Genomic DNA, 18,556 nt, shown 5'->3' on the forward strand with positions numbered 1-18,556 from the left:
GTGCTGTCACGGTTCCGGGGCGATCGGGCGGGATTTTGGGCGGCGTTCGGACGTGCTTGAGACCATCACCCGACCGCCTGCGCCCACGCGCGGACCGGCACCGCTCCGCCGGAGGCTCGCCGGCAAGTCCATCGATCGGGTAACATCGTCGCACGTCGCACCAAACGTGGGCATCCGCCCGCCGCCGGCCCGCGCCGCCTCTTCCCATTCAGCCACATTGCCCGCCGTGCGAAATCGCCAACTCGTTCGCCAACAACGCGCCGTCTGCCCGTCTCGTTCGCTGCCCGTCCTGCGTCACGCCGGCGAGGTCCGCCGATGAGCGCGCTCGCCGCATCGCCGACGCGCGGCGCGCTGGACGCACGCGCGGTCGGCGTGATGCTGCTGCTGTGCGCGATCTGGGGCTTCCAGCAAGTCGCCATCAAGAGCACCAACGCCGCGATTGCGCCGATGTTCCAGGCCGGGCTGCGCTCGGTGATCGCCGCGCTGCTGCTATGGGGCTGGGCACGCTCGCGCGGCACGCCGTTGTTCCGCGCGGACGGCACGCTCGGGCCCGGCATCGCGGCCGGCGCGCTATTCGCCGGCGAGTTCGTTTGTGTGTTCTTCGGGCTGACGCTGACGAGCGCGTCGCACATGGCGATCTTCCTGTACACCGCGCCGTGCTTCACGGCCCTCGGCCTGCATCTGTTCGCGCCCGGCGAGCGGCTGCAGCGGATACAGTGGGCCGGCGTCGGCCTCGCGTTCGCCGGCATCGCGCTCGCGTTCGCGGACGGCTTCCTGAAACCGCGCGCGCCAGGCACGTCGGTGCTCGCGGGGCTGGCCGGCGATGCACTCGGCATTCTCGGCGGCGCGATGTGGGCCGCGACGACGGTCGTCGTGCGCTCGACGTCGCTCGCCCGCGTCAGCGCCAGCAAGACGCTGTTCTACCAGCTCGCGGTGTCGGCTGCCGTGCTGCTCGCGCTCGCCGCGCTGCTCGGCCAGATCTCGTTCGCGCGCGTCACACCGCTCGCGCTCGCGAGCCTCGCGTATCAGTCGGTGATCGTCGCGTTCGTCAGCTATCTGTCGTGGTTCTGGCTGCTGACCCGCTACAGCGCGTCGCGGCTGTCGGTGTTCACGTTCCTGTCGCCGCTGTTCGGCGTCGCGTTCGGCGTGCTGCTGCTCGGCGAATCGGTCGGCTGGCGCTTCATGTCGGCCGCGGCGCTCGTGCTGACGGGCATCGCGCTGGTCAACGCACCGGCGCGTCGGCGCGCGTAGCGGGGCTTGGCGGCGAGCCGGAGGGGTCAAAGGCGCTGATCGCGCCGGTCGCGACGAAGGCGAAGGCGGAGGCGACGACCAAGACCAAGACTGGGACCACGACTGGGACTGGGACTGGAACGGTAGCTCAGCCGCATGCGTCATCGCATCCGCAGCCTCAACAGTAGCCGCGACCACACCCGCCACCCCATCTGCATCCGCAAACGCCGCAGCCAGCACGCCGCATCCGCCCCAAAAACAAAAAGGCCACCCTCAAAGGCAGCCTTCCGAACCCCGAACCCGCGCACGGTCGCCCGTGCGCTTGCGTCACTGCGCGACGTTGCGCGCGCGGGCAAGCGCCTGCGCGACGCCGACATATTCGGCCACGCTCACGTCCTCCGCGCGCCGCGCCAGATCGAAGCCGAGCGCGTCGAAATCGATCGTGTCGCGATACTCGCCGAGCGTGTTGCGCAGCATCTTGCGGCGCTGCGAGAACGCGGCCGTGACGAGTTCGCCGAGCAGCACCGGATCGACGTCCGGCAGTTCGTGCGGTGCGTACGGAATCATCCGCACGATCGCCGAATCGACCTTCGGCGGCGGCTGGAACGATTCCGGCGGCACATCGAGCATCTTGTCCATCACGTAGCGGTACTGCAGCATCACCGACAACCGCGAGAACGCCTTCGTGCCCGGCTCCGCGACCATCCGCTCGACCACTTCGTTCTGCAGCATGAAATGCTGGTCGATCACGACAGGCGCGAACGTCATCAGATGGAACAGCAGCGGGCTCGAAATGTTGTACGGCAGGTTGCCGACGATTCGCAGCGACGGCGCGTCGCCCGGCGCCGCGAGCGAGCCGAAGTCGAACGCGAGCGCATCGCCCGCGTGCAGTTCGAGCAGCGCGCCGAAGCGCTGCTGCAAGCGCCCGATCAGGTCGCGGTCGAGCTCGACTGCGTGCAGCGGCGACTCCGGCGTGGCGACGCGCGCGATCAGCGGCTCGGTCAGCGCGCCGAGGCCCGGGCCGATCTCGACCATCCGCTGGCCGCGCACGGGGCCGATCGTCGCGACGATCGAGTCGATCACGCCGTGATCGACGAGGAAGTTCTGCCCGAAGCGCTTGCGCGCGAAGTGGCCTTGGTGCTGTCTGCTGTTCGACATCGACTGAGAAAAACCAAAAATGCGACGAATGAGGTGGGACTGCGCGCGTCAGGATGCGCGGCGATGGCGCGCCATCGTGACGGCCGTGTCGAGCGCGGCGACCATGCTGCCAGGATCGGCGCGGCCGGTGCCGGCCAGATCCAGCGCGGTGCCGTGATCGACCGACGTGCGGATGATCGGCAGCCCGAGCGTGACGTTGATGCCCTCGCCGAAGGTCGCATACTTCAGCACGGGCAGGCCCTGATCGTGGAACATCGCCAGCACGCAATCGGCGCCGGCCAGATAGCGCGGCTGGAACAGCGTGTCGGCCGGATACGGGCCGCGCGCATCGATGCCGCGCTCGCTCGCGCGGGCCAGCGCCGGCGCGATCACGTCGATCTCCTCGCGGCCGAGATAGCCGTTCTCCCCGGCGTGCGGGTTCAGCCCCGTCACGAGGATGCGCGGCGCCGCGAGGCCGAAGTCGCGCCGCAGGTCGCGATCGATGATCGCGAGCGTGTCGACGAGCCCGTCGATCGTCAGCGCGGCCGACACGTCCTTCAGCGGCAGATGCGTGGTCGCGAGCGCGACGCGCAGCGGCCGCTCGCCGGTACCGGCCAGCATCATCACGACGCGCGGCGTGTGCGTGCGTTCGGCCAGGTATTCGGTATGGCCGGTGAACGGTACGCCGGCATCGTTGATGGTGCTCTTTTGCAGCGGGGCCGTGACGATCGCGTCGTAGCGGCCGGCCAGCGCGCCGTCGATCGCCGCATCGAGCAGCGCGAGCACGTAGCGGCCGTTGGCCGCGTCCAGCGTGCCCGCGTGCGCGGGCGCCGCGAGCGGATGATGTTGCACCGACACCGGGCCGCCCGCGAGCACCGCACGGTCGGCGCCGACGGCCGCCGCGCGTGCGTCGAGCAGCGCGGCGTCGCCGAGCACGGTGAACTGCGCGTCCGGCCAGCGCCGCGCGGCATCCTGCAACGCCTGCACGGTCAGCTCAGGGCCGACGCCCGCGGGCTCGCCAGTCGTGATCGCGATCTGCAACGCGGCTGCCGTCATCTGAAGCTCGCTCAGTTCGCCGGCCCGACGCCGTCGATCTTGTACTGCACGTACGACGAGTCGCGCAGCTCGCGCAGCCAGTCGGCATATGCCTGCTCGGCCTTGCGCTGGCCGATCGCCTGGCGGGCGATGTCCATCTGCTGCTGCACCGACCCTTCGGCCTCGCGCCGGTCGATCACCTGGATCAGGTGATAGCCGTACTCGGTGCGCACCGGCTGGCTGATCTGGCCGTCCTGCAGGTTGTTCATCGCGCGCTCGAATTCCGGCACGGTCTCGCCCGGGCTGATCCAGCCGAGATCGCCGCCCTGCGACGCCGACCCGTCCTGCGAGTAAGTGCGCGCGAACTTCGCGAAATCGCCGCCGGCCTCGACCTGCTTGCGGATGTCGAGCAGCTGCTGGCGCGCCTGGTTTTCCGACTTGCCTTCGCCGACGCGCAGCAGGATGTGGCGCACGTGCGTCTGCACGATCTTCGGCGCCGCGGCGCTCGCGCCCTGGCTCTGGCGGCGATCGACCAGCCGGATGATCTCGAAGCCGTCCGGCACGCGGATCAGCGTCGGATTGACCTGGCCGGGACGCAGCTTCGACGCGGCCGCGACGACGTCAGGCGGCAGCGTGCTCGGTGCCTTGAAGCCGAGGTCGCCGCCCTTCTTCGCGTCGTTCGCTTCCGAATTGTTGCGTGCGAGCTTCTCGAAATCGGCGCCCGACGTCGCTTGCTGCAGCAGCGCCTCGGCCTTCTTCTGCGCGGCTTCGATGTCGGCTTGCGGCGCGTTGGTGGGCGCCTTGATGAAGATGTGCTGGAAGCGCAGATCCTGCTGCTGCGACGCGTTCGGCCCGCGCTGGCTCGCGATGTAGTTCGCGACCTCGGCGTCCGACACGGTGATCTTGCCGTCGACCTCGCGCTCGCGCAGCTTCGACAGCATCAGCTCGGTGCGCGCATCGCTCGTGAAGACGCTCCACGGCACGCCTTGCGCCTCCAGGCGCGCGCGATACTGGTCGAGCGTCATGCCGTTCGCCTGTGCGAGGCGCTGCAGCGTGGACTGCACGGTGGCGTCGTCGATGCGGATGCCGTCGTCCTTCGCCTTCTGCACCTGGATGCGCTCGAGCACCATCTGGTTCAGCACCTGCGCACGCAACTGTTCGGCCGGCGGCACGGGCGCGTTCTGCTGCTGCAGCCGGCGCGCGATCAGGCCGACCCGCTGGTCGAGTTCGCGGCCCGTGATCACGTCGTTGTTGACGACCGCGACGACTTCGTCGGTCAGTTGCGCGCCTTGCGAACCGAGCGCCTGCGCCGCGGCCGGCGCAGCGGCGAGCAGCGCGGCGGACGCGGCGAGGCTGGACACGACTGCCGCGAAACGAAGGGTTTTCTTCATTGCCACTGATACTCCATTGAAAGCGTGCTGACCGGTGCGGACAAGCCGGCGTTACTCGTAGTTGCTGAAGCGGGACATCGGCGGCGGCGCAGACGGCAGCGGCTGGTAGCCCGGCACGCCGGCGCGGAAGGCGGCGACGAGCCCGTTGTCGATGCTCGACAGCCCCTTCAACGTGAGCTGCATCATGAAGCGCGTCGACGAGTTCTGCTGCCCCGACGTGTTCACGCCGTTCGCGTACCGCTGGATCCCGACGCCGAGCGCCCAGCAATCCGCGTCGTATTGTAAGCCGAGCAGACCGTCGACGACCCGATCGGCGGCCAGGTCGTAGTTGAAGCGGCCGACCGCATACAGGCGCCGCGTGAGCGGCCATTGCGCGGACACCAGGAACTGGTTGATCGGCTGGTTGTCGAGCGTCGTGTTCGAGCGCGTATAGCGGTAGCCGACGTTGATCACGCGGCGCTCGCCCGGGCTGAAGCCGAAACCGATGCTCGACTTCACGAGCTGGTTGTTGTTCTGGTTGTACTGGAACGCCGTCTCCGACATGAAGCCGGAGCCGAGCTTCAGCGCCGCGCCGACGATCAGGTCGGAATGGCGCGCCAGCACGCCGCTCTGGTTCGAGTTCAGCGCCACGCGCTGATTGGCGAAGTAGTACTGCTGCGCGACCACGAAGCGCGCGCGCTCGTCGCCGGTACGCGGATCGATGAAGCGCGAGGTCAGGCCGGCCGTGATCCGGTTCGCGTCCGCGATCCGGTCGTTGCCGACGAACGTGTTCGGCTGGTAGATCTCCGCGAGCCCGAAGTCCGACTCGGCGGTATCGAACAGCGGCGCGTTCGACTGGTCGCGATACGGCGTGTAGACGTAGTACAGGCGCGGCTCGAGCGTCTGGATGAAGTCCTGGCCGAACAGGTGGACCGAGCGGTCGAAGATCAGGCCCGAGTCGAAGCTCACGGTCGGGATCGACTCGGTGAAGTGCTTCGGGCTGTTCGGCGTGCTCGACGACAGATGGTTCAGGTCGTACGACGCGAGGTGGTACTGGACCTTCGGCACGACGAAGTAGCCGGGCCCGTACACGCCGTAGGCGATGTACGGATTGAAGACGATCCGGTCGCCTTCGGTCGAATCGGCGGTCGTGATGCGAAAGCGCGAATAGTCGGCTTCCGCGCCGAAGTCGAAGCCGCCGATGTTGTACTTCGTGTACTTCACGTTCAACTGCGGCTCGCGGCTGTACGGCGAGATCGACGGCGGCAGCGTCTGCCAGTGCTGGTAGCGCGCGAGCACCGACCACGGACCCTTGTTGTACGTGATGCCGGCTTCCTGCTGGTACAGCGTCTGCGTCCCGTTGATGAACTGGTTCATCGACCCAAGGTCTTCGGGATAGGTATTGTCCGAGACCTTGTTGTAGTAGACGTAGCCGGCGAAACCGCTGCCGAAGTTCTGCTGGTGCTGCCAGTAGATCGCGTAGCGGTTGCGATGCGCGAGGCGGTCGTCCGGCAGGTAGTTGGCCGTGAACGTGCCCGAGTACGACGGCGATAGATAGCGGAACGTCGCTTCCGTCTGCACGCCGCGCCGCGAGATGATGCGCGGCGTGATCGTCAGGTCGCGGTTCGGCGCGATGTTGAAGTAGTACGGCAGCGACAGCTCGAACCCGTTGTTCGAGTTCATCGAGAAGGTCGGCGGCAGCAGGCCGCTGCGCCGGTCGCCCGACAGCGGGAACGTGAGCCACGGGCTCGCGAAGATCGGCACGCCCTGGAAGAACAGCACGCCGTTGCGCGCGGTGCCTTCGTCGGCGCCGGTGTCGAAGTCGAAGCGGCTGCCCTTGATGTACCACGCGGGATCGGTCGCGCACTGGCACGCGGTGTAGGTGCCGTTCACGAACACCGAGCGCTCGCTGTCGAGCAGGTCGACGCGCTCCGCGCTGCCCGAGCCGCCCGTCACGTTGAAGTGGTACTTCGGCGCCGTCATGAAGCCCTGGTTCGCCTCGACCTTCAGATGCGCCTCGGGGCCAGCGAACGACGTGCCGCCGTTGATCACCCTCACCTGGCCGTACGCGTCGGCCATGTCGGTGTCCTGATCGTAGTGGATCGCGTCGGCCTTCACGACCGCGTCGCCGCGGCGCAGCTCGGCCGAGCCCTTCGCGGCCAGATCCTGCTCGGCCGTGCCGCTCGTGTGGTCGGCGATCACGAAGGCGGCCGGCTTCGCGCCGTCCTTCAGCGGGTGATCCTCGAGCTGCGGGGCGAGGCGCAGGTCCCACGGCGAGCCGAGCGGCTGCGGTTGCGCGGCCGCGCCCGACAACTGCGCGTACGACACGGCCGGCACGAGGCCGGGCACGGCCAGGAGCGCGAGCGCGAGCCGCCTTTTGCGCGGCGCCCCGTCACCGGGGAAGACATTCGGGAATAGCGGTTTGGGCGGCATCTATCGTTTGGCGAATCGCCCCTTGTCAACCGTCGCTGCACGGCACCGCCGCGCTCGGCGGGCCGCACCGTCGCACCGCGACTGCGGCTGAGCGCAAACCGGGAAGGCGAGCGGGCGGACGGCGCGACAGGCAACTGGCCGGTGCGGCGGAAGCTGACGCGGGGCGCGTCAAAAAAGTCGTGGGGTATTATATGGCAAGACGTTCCCCCCTCCGCCGAGTTTCATGACGCCCCCATCCGCCGCATCCCAGCCCGACGCCCGCCTCGACGCGCTCACCGCGTGGCTGCGCCCGCTCGCCGAGCGCCACGCGCTCGATCTGTCCACCCTCGCGCCCGCGTCTTCGGACGCCAGTTTCCGCCGCTATTTCCGCGTCGCGTCGGCAAACAGCCCGGGCGGCTCGCTGATCGCGGTCGACGCGCCGCCGCCCGAGAAGTGCCGTGAGTTCGTCCAGGTCGCGCAACTGCTCGCCGCGGCCGGCAACCACGTGCCCGAGGTACTGGCCCACGACTTCGACGCCGGCTTCATGCTCGTGACCGACCTCGGCCGCACGTCGTACATCTCGGTGCTCGATCCGGCGGACCCGGCTGCCGCACGCGGGCTGATGCGCGCCGCGCTCGACGCGCTGATCCGCTTCCAGCTGGCGTCGGCTCCCGACGTGCTGCCGCCGTTCGACGAGGCGTTCCTGCGCCGCGAAATGGAGCTGCTGCCCGAATGGCTGATCGGCCGGCACCTCGGCAAACCGGTCGACGACGCGATGCGCGGCACGCTCGACCGCACGTTCGCGCTGCTGATCGCGAGCGCCCGCGCGCAGCCGCAGGGCTTCATGCTGCGCGACTTCATGCCGCGCAACCTGATGGTGTGCGAGCCGAACCCCGGCGTGCTGGACTTCCAGGACGCCGTGTACGGGCCGCTGACCTACGACGTCGTGTCGCTGCTGCGCGACGCGTTCATCAGCTGGGACGAGGAGTTCGAGCTCGACTGCTTCGCGTACTACTGGGAAAAGGCGAAGAAGGCCGGCCTGCCGGTCGATCCGGATTTCGGCGAGTTCTACCGTCAGCTCGAATGGATGGGGCTGCAGCGCCACATCAAGATTCTCGGCCTGTTCGCGCGGATCAACTATCGCGACGGCAAGCCGCATTACCTGGCCGACCTGCCGCGCTTCGTCGCCTATGCGCGCAAGGTCGCGCTGCGCTACCGTCCGCTCGTGCCGTTCGCGAAGCTGCTCGACGAGCTCGAGGGCAAGGGCGCGGCCGATGTCGGCTACACGTTCTGAGCGCCCGCACGACCTGCCGAACATGAGCACGACCCTGACCACCGCGATGATCTTCGCCGCCGGGCGCGGCGAACGGATGCGCCCGCTGACCGACACCCGCCCGAAACCGTTGCTCGAAGCCGGCGGCAAGCCGCTGATCGTCTGGCAGATCGAGGCGCTCGCGCGCGCCGGCATCGACACGATCGTGATCAACCACGCGTGGCTCGGCGCGCAGGTCGAGGCGGCGCTCGGCGACGGTTCGCGCTGGGGCGTGCGGCTCGCGTATTCGGCCGAGCGCGAAGCGCTCGAGACCGCCGGCGGCATCGCGCAGGCGCTGCCGCTGCTCGAGCGCGACGGCCGGCCGACGGTGTTCGCCGCCGTCAGCGGCGACGTGTTCTGCGAATTCGACTACCGCACGCTCGCGTCGCGCGCGGCGCCGATGGCCGCGCTCGAAGCGCCCGCGATGCACCTGGTGATGGTGCCGAACCCGCCGTTCCATCCGGCCGGCGACTTCGCGCTCGGCGACGACGGCCGCCTGTCGCTCGACGGCCCCGCGCGGCTCACGTTCGGCAACATCGGCCTGTACGACACGCGGATGTTCCGCGATCTCGAACCCGGCACGCGGCGCGCGCTGACGCCGTACTATCGTGCGGCGATCGAAGCGGGCCGCGCGACCGGCGAACGGTACGACGGCGTGTGGGAGAACGTCGGCACGCCGGCGCAGCTCGGCGAGCTCGATGCGCGGCTGCGGGCCGGGGGTTGATCGATACGCGGGGCGGCGCGGCATGACGCGACGCGGTGGGCGGGTGCCGCATGCGGTGACATCGTCCCGGCGGTCGACGACCACCGGCAGGCCTTGAATCGGCGCGGATCGCCGCGCCGGGCAACGCGGCGATAACGGCGCACCGCCTCACCGCCTCACCGCCTCACCGCCTCACCGCCCGCAGCGTAGCGCGCGCCCTCGGCACGCACCGCAACATCCGCGCTCGCAAACAACACCTCAAGCAACAACTCAAGCAGCCTCCGCCGCCTCCCCACCCGTCGCCGCACGCTGTTGCTGCAGCGTCCACATCTGCGCATACAGCCCGTCCGCTTGCACGAGTTCGTCGTGCGTGCCGCGCTCGACGATGCGCCCGCGGTCCATCACGAGAATCTGCTGCGCATGCACGACCGTCGACAGCCGGTGCGCAATCACCAGCGTGGTCCGGTGCCGGGCGATCTGGTCGAGCTCCTGCTGGATCGCGCGCTCCGAACGCGAATCGAGCGCGGAAGTCGCCTCGTCGAACAGCAGGATCGGCGGGTTCTTCAGCAGCGTACGCGCGATCGCGACGCGCTGCTTCTCGCCGCCCGACAATTTCAGCCCGCGCTCGCCGACCGGCGTGTCATAGCCCTTCGGCAGGCTTTCGATGAAGTCGTGGATGTGCGCGGCGCGCGCGGCCGCGATCACTTCGTCGCGGCTCGCGCTCGGGCGGCCGTACGCGATGTTGTAGTAGATCGAGTCGTTGAACAGCACGGTGTCCTGCGGCACGATGCCGATCGACGCGCGCAGCGAATCCTGCGTGACGTCGCGGATGTCCTGCCCGTCGATCCGGATCGCGCCGCCCGTGTGCCGGTCGAGGTCGTAGAAGCGAAACAGCAGCCGCGACAGCGTCGACTTGCCCGACCCGCTATGGCCGACCACCGCGGTCGTCGTGCCCGCATCGATCGTGAACGACACGTCGTGCAGGATCGGCCGCGCCGGCTCGTATGCGAAGTTCACGTGCTCGAAGCGCACCTGCGCGCCGGCCACCGCGAGCGCGCGCGCGTCGGGCAGATCCGCGACTTCCTTCGCAGCCGACAGCAGCCCGAACATCCGGTCCATGTCGGTGAGGCTCTGCTTGAGCTCCCGATAGACGACGCCGAGAAAGTTCAGCGGGATGTACAACTGCAACATGAACGTGTTGATCAGCACCAGATCGCCGAGCGTCAGCTTGCCGGCCAGCACGCCCTGCGTCGCGCGCCACAGGATGAACACGAGCCCCGTGCCGATGATCGCCTGCTGCCCGAAGTTCAGCAGCGACAGCGAATTCTGCGAGCGGATCGCGGCCCGGCGGTAGCGCTTCAGGTTCTCGTCGTAGCGCTGCGTCTCCCACTCCTCGTTGCCGAAGTACTTGACCGTTTCGTAATTGATCAGCGAGTCGATCGCCCGCGAGTTCGCGCGCGAATCGAGCTCGTTCATCGTGCGGCGGAAGTGTGTGCGCCAGTTGGTGACCTTCACGGTGAACACGATGTAGGTGACGAGCGCCGCGAACGTCACGTACGCGTAATACGCTTCGTACTTGACCACGAAGAAGCCGAGCACGAGGCCGACCTCGACGAGCGTCGGCAGGATGCTGTACAGCGAATAGGAAATCAGCTGCTGAATGCCGCGGGTGCCGCGCTCGATGTCGCGCGACATGCCGCCCGTCTGGCGTTCGAGATGGAACCGCAGCGACAGCCCGTGCAGATGCCGGAACACCTGCAGCGCGAGCTGGCGCACCGCGCTCTCGGTCACCTTCGAGAACAGAATTTCGCGCAACTCGGTAAACAGCGACGTCGACAGCCGCACCAGCGCATAGGCCACCACGAGCAGCCCGACGCCGCCCGCGAGCACGATGCCGGCCGACTGCTCGGCGCGGCCGAGCGCGGTGAGCTGCTGCACGGTGGACAGATGATCGACGATGCGCTTCATCACGACCGGCACGCCGAGGTTCGCGACCTTCGCGCCGATCAGGCAGCCGAGCGCGAGCGCGACGCGCCATTTGTAGGTCGCGAGGTAAGGCAGCAGCGAGCGGATGGTCTGCCAGTCGTTGCGGGGCCCGGTGGGAGCCGGCGCGGGCTCGCCGGAAGCGGAATATCGGCGCATGGGGAGGATCGGCGGCGGCGTGAGGCGCATGGCTGCGGCGGCCCGCTCGCCCGCTTTCTCGTACAATTTATGGTCGTTGTATTGTCGCAGAAGCCGCTACGCGCCGCTGCCGGCGGCCCGGCCGGCCGGGCTGCGCGCGGCGGCGCATTTATTACAGGATGAAAGCCCCCGCCATGACCGATCCGATCCTCGAGCTCCCGCAGAAACAGCCCGCCCTGCGCGTCGTCCCGCAACCGCACGACGCCAACGTCCACGGCGACGTGTTCGGCGGCTGGATCATGTCGCAGGTCGACATCGCCGGCTCGATTCCGGCGAGCCAGCGTGCGAACGGCCGCGTCGCGACGGTCGCGGTCAATTCGTTCGTGTTCAAGCAGCCGGTGTTCGTCGGCGACGTGCTGAGCTTCTACGCGACGATCATGCGCACCGGCAACACGTCGGTGACGGTCGACGTCGAGGTGTACGCGCAGCGCATGCGGCTGATGGGCGAAATCGTGAAGGTCACCGAAGCCACGCTCACCTACGTCGCAACCGGCGCCGACCGCAAGCCGCGGCCGCTGCCGCCGCTGTGACCGGCAGCCGCGCCGACGGGCCGCAGCAGGCGCGTCAGCGCGCGGCCGCCAGCCCGAACTCGCGCATCGCCGGCACGAAATCGTGGTTCAGCGTCGGCTTGCGCGACAGCTTCATCAGCACGTAGCGCTGAAACGGCGCGAGCTGCTGCCACTGCGCCAGCGCGGGCGGCAGCAGCCCGGCCAGCGCGCTTTGCTGCACCAGCGCGTCGGGCACCGAGCCGGTGTCGCGCCAGCCCGGCTGCTCGTCCGGCTGGAACCACGACGGCTCGAGATCGGCATGCGTGCGCAGCATCTCGAACAGCGCGTGATCGAAATTGGGCTCGATCGCGGTATCGTCGTCGGCGGGAAAGCGTGCGAGCAGCTTGCGGTCCTCCAGCGGCAGCAGCTGCCACTGCTCGAGCGAGATGCGTAGACCGAAGCGGTCGAGATTGAAGCGCACGATCATCGGGATGTACGTCAGGTTTTCCGACGAATCGTGTTCGAAATCGAATAGCAGCGGAGCGTCGCTGAGTCCCATGGTCGTTACCTGAGTGTCGGATGCCGGCGCGGCCGGCCTGCCTGAGGTATTTTAGAACCTCCGGGCGCGCGCGGCCGACATGATCGACGCCGCAACCGCCCCATCCACCGGAGTGCCCGTGAATCCGACTGACACAGAAGAACCGCGCGGCGCGATCGAGTTGCCGGTGCGTCGCACGCGCGGCGGCGCGGTCGAGGCCGCGCACGATTACGTCGGCCAGGAATGGCCGGTCGCGCTCGTCTTCAACGGCATCTCGCATGCGGTGATGATGTGTACGCCGCGCGACCTCGAGGCGTTCGCGGTCGGCTTCGCGATCTCCGAAGGGATCGTCGAGCGCGGCAGCGACATCAAGGACATCGACGTGAGCGTGCACGCCGACGCGCCGCTGCCGTATGCGCAGGTGCACCTCGAAGTGGTCCAGCAGGCGTTCGCCGCGCTGAAGGAGCGGCGCCGCGCGCTCGCCGGCCGCACCGGCTGCGGCGTGTGCGGCATCGAAAGCATCGACCTGCTCGATCTCGCGCCGGAGCGCGTGCCCGACACCGGCTTTCTCGCGCGCGTCGCGCCCGACGCGCTCGCGCGCGCCGCACGCGCGCTACCGGCCCATCAGGCGCTCACGCAGCTGACCGGCGGCCTGCATGCGGCCGCGTGGTGCGATGCAACGGGCGCGATCCGCACCGCGTTCGAGGACGTCGGCCGCCACAACGCGCTCGACAAGCTGATCGGTTCGCTGGTGCTCGCGCGCGCCGACCTGACCGACGGCTTCGTGTTTCTGTCGAGCCGCGCGAGCTACGAACTGGTGCGCAAGTCGGCGCGCGTCGGCATTCCGATGGTCGCGACGATCTCGGCGCCGTCGTCGCTCGCGGTCACGATCGCAAAGACGGCCGGCCTGCGGCTGGTGAGCTTCTGCCGCGAGACCGGCCACGTGGATTACGGCACCGCGTGAGCGGTCGCGGCCGGCGCATGGTTCGCCGTGTCGGCCGCATCGGACGCCGCACGCTGCACCGTGCGCACCTCGGGCGCCGCATCGCTCGTGCGCTTGCCGCGATAGTCGGTCCACAGCTTGAGGTCGGTGTCGTAGAGCTTGCAGCGGCGCGCCGTGTCGAAGTACCAGCGCAGGCTGAAGCGCTGCACGACGATCCGGCCGGGCAGCATGTCTTCCAGCTTCGTCTGCGCCGGCTTGAGCCGGTACAGCGGCACGCTCATGTCGACGTGATGCGCGGTGTGCTCCATGATGTGATGCAGCAGGCCGCCGATGCCGAACGGGAACGTCAGGTGCAGCGTGGTCGACACGAACGGCGCGGCGTTCGACCATTCGGCGCGGTTCGCGTGCCATGCGATGCGCGGGTCGGTATGGTGCACGTACACGACGAAGCCGATCATCGAACACCAGAACAGGAACGGCACGAGCACGCCGGTCGCGAGCAGCAGCGCGACCGATTGATGCGTGCGCAGCGCGACCGCGACGACGGCGGCGATCCACACGGCGGCGAAGGCCGTCACCAGCAGGCAGTCGCGCCGGAACACCGGCCGCGACGCGCCGATATAGCCGCGGCTCGGGAAGTACATCCGCAGCCACCAGATCTCGACGAGATAGTAGAGGCCCGGCGCCCAGCCGCTCCGGTAGATGCGATCGAGCAGCCGGCGCGTCGGCGACAGCGCGGCGAACTCCGCCGGCGTATGCGGCGCCCAGACGAAGTCGAAGCCCTTCAGGTTCGTATAGCCGTGGTGCACGACGTTGTGCCCGACTTCCCACAGGCTGTACGGCGTCAGCGACGGCAGAAACGCGATGCGGCCGAGCCAGCGGTTCAGCCCGCGGTTCGGCGTGAGGCTCTGATGGCACGCGTCGTGCCCGATGATGAACAGTCGCCCGGTGATGAAGCCGGCCGCCATCCCGCAGACGATCTTGCCGACGATCGAGCCGAGCAGCAGCGCGCCGGCGAACGCGGCGAACAGCAGCAGGTAATCGAGCACCAGCAGCAGGATCGGGCGCGCGATCTCGCGCGTGGCGAACGGCACGAGCCAGGCGCGGATGACCTTGCGATGCGGGATCGGCTCGTCGGCGCGAACCGGAGTATGAGTGTCGTGATTGTTCATGATGCGGAGAAGGCGCGCGGTACGCGCGCCTGAAATGGAGAAGCCGCGCCGCTTAGCGCGACATCATGTTCATGCTGACGTTGTGCATCACCCACAATGTCCCGACGATCAGGATCAGCGCGGTCAGCACCGTATAGCTGAACGCCATCACGTTCCAGCGCTGGCTCGACGCGGTGTTCATGTGCAGGAAGCACACCAGATGCACGAGGATCTGCGCGAACGCGAGCACCGCGAGCGCGATGACCGCCGCCTTCGGCGCGAGCACGCCTGCCATCACCAGCCCGAACGACGCTGCCGTGAGCAGCACCGACAGCACGAAGCCGACGACGTAGCCACGGGCCGTGCCGTGCGCTTCGTCGTGGTGGATGAGTTCCGAATGAGCCATTTAGATCACGCTCGCGAGATAGACGAAGGAGAACACGCAGATCCAGACGATGTCGAGAAAGTGCCAGAAGAGGCTCAGGCACGTGAGGCGCCGCACGTCGCGCTCGGTCATGCCCGAGCCGCGCGCCATCTGCACGACCAGCACGACCATCCACAACAGGCCGACGGCCACGTGCAGCCCGTGCGTGCCGACCAGCGCGAAGAACGCCGACAGGAACGCGCTGCGCTGCGGGCCTGCGCCGTCGGCGATCAGGTGCGAGAACTCGCGCAGTTCCATCGCGAGAAACGCGGCGCCCAGCACGAACGTCACCGCGAGCCACACGAACACGGCGCCGCGCCGGCGGCGCTGCGCGCCGAGCATCGCGAAGCCGTACGTGATGCTCGACAGCAGCAGCGCGGCCGTCTCGAGCGCGACGCCCGGAATGTCGAACAGGTCCTTCGCGGTCGGACCGCCCGCGAACTGGTTGCCGAGCACGGCGAACGTGGCGAACAGCGACGCGAAGATCACGCAGTCCGTCATCAGGTACAGCCAGAAGCCGAACACCGAATGCGACGGCGGATGGTGGTGCGCGGCCGCATGAGGGGCGGCGCCCGACAGAGATTGATACGACATCAGTTCGTCTCCAGTTCAACTTCCGGCGCCGCGGCGCCGAGCTGCACGCCCGCGCGTTGTTCCTCGATGCGGCGGACGGTGTCCGCCGGAATGTAATAGCCGTCGTTGTCCTGCGCGCTGTACAGCACCACCGTCGCGACGATGCCGACGAGCGCGGCGATCGCGAGCCACCAGATGTGCCAGACGAGCGCGAAGCCGAGCAGCAGGCTGAAGATGCCGACGAAGAAGCCCGCGCTCGTGTTCGACGGCATGTGAATGTCGTCGTAGCGGACGTTCTTGCCGAGGCCGAGCCCGAGGCCCTTCGCCTTGCGATACGCGAGCTCGTCGAGTTCGTGCACGTTCGGGATCACCGCGAAGTTGTAGACCGCGGGCGGCGACGACGTCGCCCATTCGAGCGTGCGGCCGTTCCACGGGTCGCCGGTCGCGTCGCGATACTGCGGCTGGTGACGATTGCGCCAGCCGACCCACACCGATGCGACCTGGCAGAGCACGCCGAGCGCGATCAGCACGACGCCGCACGCGGCGGCCACCAGCCACGGATGCCATGCCGGGTTGTCGTAGTGGTTCAGACGGCGCGTCATGCCCATGAAGCCGAGCACGTACAGCGGCACGAACGATGCGTAGAAGCCGAGGAACCAGCACCAGAACGCGCGCTTGCCGAACTTCTCGTCGAGCCGGAACCCGAACACCTTCGGGAACCAGTAATGCACGCCTGCGAAGTAGCCGAACACGACGCCGCCGATGATCGCGTTGTGGAAATGCGCGATCAGGAACAGGCTGTTGTGCAGCACGAAGTCGGCGCCCGGAATCGCCATCATCACGCCGGTCATCCCGCCGAGCGTGAACGTCACCATGAAGCCGATCGTCCACAGCACGGGCGTCGTGAATTCGATGCGGCCGCGGTACATCGTGAACAGCCAGTTGAAGATCTTCACGCCGGTCGGGATCGCGATGACCATCGTCATGATCCCGAAGAACGCGTTGACGTCGGCGCCCGAGCCCATCGTGAAGAAGTGATGCAGCCACACCAGGAACGCGAGCACCATGATCACGCACGACGCGTAGACCATCGTCTTGTAGCCGAACAGCGGCTTCTTCGCGAAGGTCGCGATCACTTCCGAATAGATGCCGAACGCGGGCAGCACGAGGATGTACACCTCCGGATGGCCCCACGCCCAGATCAGGTTCAGGTACAGCATCGCGTTGCCGCCGGCATCGTTCGTGAAGAAGTGCATGTCGAGGTAGCGATCGAGCCCGAGCAGCGCGAGCGCGACCGTCAGGATCGGGAACGTCGCCATGATCAGCACGTTCGAGCACAGCGCCGTCCACGTGAACACCGGCATCTTCATCAGCGTCATGCCGGGCGCGCGCATCTTGACGATCGTCACGAAGAAGTTGATCGCGGTGATCAGCGTGCCGACGCCCGAGATCTGCAGCGCCCACAGGTAGTAGTCGACCCCTACGCCCGGACTGAACTGCAGCTCCGACAGCGGCGGATAGGCGAGCCAGCCCGTCTGCGCGAATTCGCCGATCACGAGCGAGATGTTCATCAGGATCGCGGCGACCGCCGTCATCCAGAAGGACAGCGAATTCAGGAACGGGAACGCGACGTCGCGCGCGCCGATCTGCAGCGGCACGATCAGGTTGAAGAACGCGACCAGCAGCGCCATCGCCATGAAGAAGATCATGATCACGCCGTGCGCGGTGAAGACCTGGTCATAGTGATGCGGCGGCAGATAGCCGGGCGAGTTGTATGCGAGCGCGAGCTGCAGGCGCATCATCACGGCGTCCGCGAAGCCGCGCAGCAGCATCAGCACCGCGACGATCAGATACATCACGCCGATCTTCTTGTGGTCGACCGACGTCAGCCACTCGCTCCACAGCCATTTCCACCGTCCGGTCACCGTCAGCGCGGCGACGATGCCGAGCACGACGAGCCCCATGAACGCGCTCGCGCCCATGATGATGGGCTGATCGAACGGGATCGCCGATAGTGTGAGTTTGCCTAGCATGCGTTACCCCTTCGTCGTGCAGGCGGCGTCCTTCGGATCGAGGACATGGCCGTTGTTGTACTTCGCGATGATGTTGTGGAACAGCTTCGGGTCCACCGACGAGAAATAGCGCACCGGCGCCTTCTCGCTCGGCTGCGCGACCGTGCCGTACGCGGTCATGTCGAGCCGGTCCGCCGACGCCTTCACTTTCTGCACCCACGCGTCGAACTGCTCGCGCGGCTCGGCGAGCGTGCGGAACTTCATGTCCGAGAAGCCGCGGCCGCTGTAGTTCGCGGACACGCCGGCGTAGTCGCCGGCTTCGTCGGCGATCAGGTGCAGGCGCGTCTGCATGCCGGCCATCGCATAGACCTGCGTGCCGAGTTGCGGGATGAAGAACGAATTCATCACCGAATCGGACGTGATGCGGAAGTTCACCGGCGTGCCGACGGGGATCGCGAGCTGGTTCACCGACGCGATGCCGAGCTGCGGATAGATGAACAGCCACTTCCAGTCGAGCGCGACGACTTCGACGTCGATCGGCTTGACCGACGACTCGAGCGGCCGGTACGGGTCGAGTTCGTGCGTCGTGCGCCACGTGAGCACGCCGAGGAACAGGATGATCAGCGTCGGGACCGTCCAGATCACGACTTCGATCGCGGTCGAGTGCGACCAGTTCGGCGCGTAGGTCGCGTTGCGGTTGGATGCGCGATAGCGCCATGCAAACCACAGCGTGAGCAGGATCACCGGGACCACGACGATCAGCATCGTCCACGTGGCCGTCGCGATCAGCGACTTTTCCGCGACGCCGACGGCGCCCTTCGGATCGAGCACGTGGAGGTCGCTGCATCCGGCGAGTCCAGCCAGCAGCCCGATGGCGGGTGCCGCACGCGCCCCGCCGGTGATTCGTCCGATCATTGTTCGTTCGCCTGATTGTCGTTGAGGAGTACCACCGGTCGCGCGCCGCCGTCGCGCGACGCAGCCGGCCGCGGCGACCCGACCGCGAACTGTACGGAAATTTGCGGCAGCGCAACTTGACGGCGGACAAGG

The 18,556-nt window shown here is 67.9% G+C and carries 16 protein-coding genes; 5 read left to right on the plus strand and 11 right to left on the minus strand.

What is annotated here, in order from left to right:
• Nucleotides 1–315: 315 nt before the first annotated feature.
• The gene (locus tag C3Y15_RS28645; RefSeq protein ID WP_011885971.1) at nt 316–1,251 is read left to right on the plus strand and encodes a DMT family transporter; all 936 of its coding nucleotides are present in this window, start codon (nt 316–318) and stop codon (nt 1,249–1,251) included.
• 306 nt (nt 1,252–1,557) lie between these two features.
• On the opposite strand, the gene rsmA is transcribed toward C3Y15_RS28645, so the two are convergent.
• Genes rsmA through C3Y15_RS28665 form a run of 4 tightly spaced genes read right to left on the minus strand, consistent with a single transcriptional unit; the run spans nt 1,558 to nt 7,205 of the window.
• Complete coding sequence (gene rsmA, locus C3Y15_RS28650; RefSeq protein ID WP_034192693.1) at nt 1,558–2,388, minus strand: 16S rRNA (adenine(1518)-N(6)/adenine(1519)-N(6))-dimethyltransferase RsmA; 831 nt, start codon at nt 2,386–2,388, stop codon at nt 1,558–1,560.
• 48 nt (nt 2,389–2,436) lie between these two features.
• Nucleotides 2,437–3,423, minus strand: coding sequence for a 4-hydroxythreonine-4-phosphate dehydrogenase PdxA (gene pdxA / locus C3Y15_RS28655; RefSeq protein ID WP_011885973.1), 987 nt, complete (start codon nt 3,421–3,423; stop codon nt 2,437–2,439).
• An 11-nt stretch (nt 3,424–3,434) separates the two neighbouring features.
• Entirely contained in the window at nt 3,435–4,793 is a 1,359-nt protein-coding gene (locus tag C3Y15_RS28660; protein WP_011885974.1) for a peptidylprolyl isomerase, read from the minus strand.
• A gap of 51 nt (nt 4,794–4,844) precedes the next feature.
• Nucleotides 4,845–7,205: an LPS-assembly protein LptD gene (locus tag C3Y15_RS28665; RefSeq protein ID WP_014723607.1), complete on the minus strand. Its 2,361-nt coding sequence runs from the start codon at nt 7,203–7,205 to the stop codon at nt 4,845–4,847.
• Between the two features lie 223 nt (nt 7,206–7,428).
• Here C3Y15_RS28665 and C3Y15_RS28670 point away from each other — a divergent pair, with 223 nt between their 5' ends.
• Nucleotides 7,429–8,478, plus strand: coding sequence for a phosphotransferase (locus C3Y15_RS28670; RefSeq protein ID WP_011885976.1), 1,050 nt, complete (start codon nt 7,429–7,431; stop codon nt 8,476–8,478).
• Nucleotides 8,479–8,500: 22 nt separating this feature from the next.
• Nucleotides 8,501–9,220 (plus strand): N-acetylmuramate alpha-1-phosphate uridylyltransferase MurU, encoded by a 720-nt coding sequence (gene murU / locus C3Y15_RS28675; protein WP_046423983.1) that lies wholly within the window; start codon nt 8,501–8,503, stop codon nt 9,218–9,220.
• Nucleotides 9,221–9,469: 249 nt separating this feature from the next.
• Here murU and C3Y15_RS28680 read toward each other — a convergent pair whose 3' ends face one another.
• Nucleotides 9,470–11,341, minus strand: a complete 1,872-nt coding sequence (locus C3Y15_RS28680; RefSeq protein WP_069246393.1) for an ABC transporter ATP-binding protein/permease — start codon at nt 11,339–11,341, stop codon at nt 9,470–9,472.
• 173 nt (nt 11,342–11,514) lie between these two features.
• Between C3Y15_RS28680 and C3Y15_RS28685 the strand changes: the two genes are divergently transcribed.
• On the plus strand, nt 11,515–11,910 hold the full coding sequence (locus tag C3Y15_RS28685; RefSeq protein WP_014723611.1) for an acyl-CoA thioesterase: 396 nt from the start codon (nt 11,515–11,517) through the stop codon (nt 11,908–11,910).
• A 34-nt stretch (nt 11,911–11,944) separates the two neighbouring features.
• Here the strand turns inward: C3Y15_RS28685 and C3Y15_RS28690 are convergent, their stop codons facing one another.
• Nucleotides 11,945–12,427 carry a nitrate reductase associated protein gene (locus tag C3Y15_RS28690; protein ID WP_014723612.1) on the minus strand — a complete coding sequence of 161 codons (483 nt, stop codon included), beginning with the start codon at nt 12,425–12,427 and terminating at the stop codon, nt 11,945–11,947.
• A 118-nt stretch (nt 12,428–12,545) separates the two neighbouring features.
• Here C3Y15_RS28690 and fdhD point away from each other — a divergent pair, with 118 nt between their 5' ends.
• Entirely contained in the window at nt 12,546–13,370 is an 825-nt protein-coding gene (gene fdhD / locus C3Y15_RS28695; RefSeq protein WP_011885981.1) for a formate dehydrogenase accessory sulfurtransferase FdhD, read from the plus strand.
• On the opposite strand, the gene C3Y15_RS28700 is transcribed toward fdhD, so the two are convergent.
• The 5 genes from C3Y15_RS28700 to cyoA are packed head-to-tail and all read right to left on the minus strand — an operon-like array spanning nt 13,355 to nt 18,424.
• Nucleotides 13,355–14,521 carry a fatty acid desaturase gene (locus C3Y15_RS28700; protein ID WP_011885982.1) on the minus strand — a complete coding sequence of 389 codons (1,167 nt, stop codon included), beginning with the start codon at nt 14,519–14,521 and terminating at the stop codon, nt 13,355–13,357. The two genes, fdhD and C3Y15_RS28700, sit on opposite strands and share 16 nt — an antisense overlap.
• A 52-nt stretch (nt 14,522–14,573) precedes the next feature.
• Nucleotides 14,574–14,906, minus strand: a complete 333-nt coding sequence (cyoD, locus tag C3Y15_RS28705; RefSeq protein WP_011885983.1) for a cytochrome o ubiquinol oxidase subunit IV — start codon at nt 14,904–14,906, stop codon at nt 14,574–14,576.
• Nucleotides 14,907–15,518, minus strand: a complete 612-nt coding sequence (gene cyoC, locus C3Y15_RS28710) for a cytochrome o ubiquinol oxidase subunit III (RefSeq protein ID WP_011885984.1) — start codon at nt 15,516–15,518, stop codon at nt 14,907–14,909.
• A complete protein-coding gene (cyoB, locus tag C3Y15_RS28715; protein WP_011885985.1) occupies nt 15,518–17,530 on the minus strand; it encodes a cytochrome o ubiquinol oxidase subunit I in 2,013 nt (670 codons plus the stop codon). Before cyoB ends, cyoC begins: the two co-directional genes overlap by 1 nt.
• A 3-nt stretch (nt 17,531–17,533) precedes the next feature.
• Nucleotides 17,534–18,424 carry a ubiquinol oxidase subunit II gene (cyoA, locus tag C3Y15_RS28720; RefSeq protein WP_014723614.1) on the minus strand — a complete coding sequence of 297 codons (891 nt, stop codon included), beginning with the start codon at nt 18,422–18,424 and terminating at the stop codon, nt 17,534–17,536.
• Between the last annotated feature and the right edge of the window lie 132 nt (nt 18,425–18,556).

This window comes from Burkholderia sp. B10, from assembly GCF_004368385.1.
GTDB lineage: Bacteria > Pseudomonadota > Gammaproteobacteria > Burkholderiales > Burkholderiaceae > Burkholderia > Burkholderia vietnamiensis.

Excerpts from the sequence above, each read along its gene's own strand:
- C3Y15_RS28700 (WP_011885982.1), bottom strand. The coding sequence starts at position 14,521 with ATGAACAATCACGACACTCATACTCCGGTTCGCGCCGACGAGCCGATC.
- cyoB (WP_011885985.1), bottom strand. The coding sequence starts at position 17,530 with ATGCTAGGCAAACTCACACTATCGGCGATCCCGTTCGATCAGCCCATC.
- C3Y15_RS28660 (WP_011885974.1), bottom strand. The coding sequence starts at position 4,793 with ATGAAGAAAACCCTTCGTTTCGCGGCAGTCGTGTCCAGCCTCGCCGCG.
- C3Y15_RS28690 (WP_014723612.1), bottom strand. The coding sequence starts at position 12,427 with ATGGGACTCAGCGACGCTCCGCTGCTATTCGATTTCGAACACGATTCG.
- C3Y15_RS28685 (WP_014723611.1), top strand. The coding sequence starts at position 11,515 with ATGACCGATCCGATCCTCGAGCTCCCGCAGAAACAGCCCGCCCTGCGC.
- C3Y15_RS28670 (WP_011885976.1), top strand. The coding sequence starts at position 7,429 with ATGACGCCCCCATCCGCCGCATCCCAGCCCGACGCCCGCCTCGACGCG.
- C3Y15_RS28665 (WP_014723607.1), bottom strand. The coding sequence starts at position 7,205 with ATGCCGCCCAAACCGCTATTCCCGAATGTCTTCCCCGGTGACGGGGCG.
- cyoA (WP_014723614.1), bottom strand. The coding sequence starts at position 18,424 with ATGATCGGACGAATCACCGGCGGGGCGCGTGCGGCACCCGCCATCGGG.
- C3Y15_RS28645 (WP_011885971.1), top strand. The coding sequence starts at position 316 with ATGAGCGCGCTCGCCGCATCGCCGACGCGCGGCGCGCTGGACGCACGC.
- murU (WP_046423983.1), top strand. The coding sequence starts at position 8,501 with ATGAGCACGACCCTGACCACCGCGATGATCTTCGCCGCCGGGCGCGGC.
- pdxA (WP_011885973.1), bottom strand. The coding sequence starts at position 3,423 with ATGACGGCAGCCGCGTTGCAGATCGCGATCACGACTGGCGAGCCCGCG.
- cyoD (WP_011885983.1), bottom strand. The coding sequence starts at position 14,906 with ATGGCTCATTCGGAACTCATCCACCACGACGAAGCGCACGGCACGGCC.
- C3Y15_RS28680 (WP_069246393.1), bottom strand. The coding sequence starts at position 11,341 with ATGCGCCGATATTCCGCTTCCGGCGAGCCCGCGCCGGCTCCCACCGGG.
- cyoC (WP_011885984.1), bottom strand. The coding sequence starts at position 15,518 with ATGTCGTATCAATCTCTGTCGGGCGCCGCCCCTCATGCGGCCGCGCAC.
- rsmA (WP_034192693.1), bottom strand. The coding sequence starts at position 2,388 with ATGTCGAACAGCAGACAGCACCAAGGCCACTTCGCGCGCAAGCGCTTC.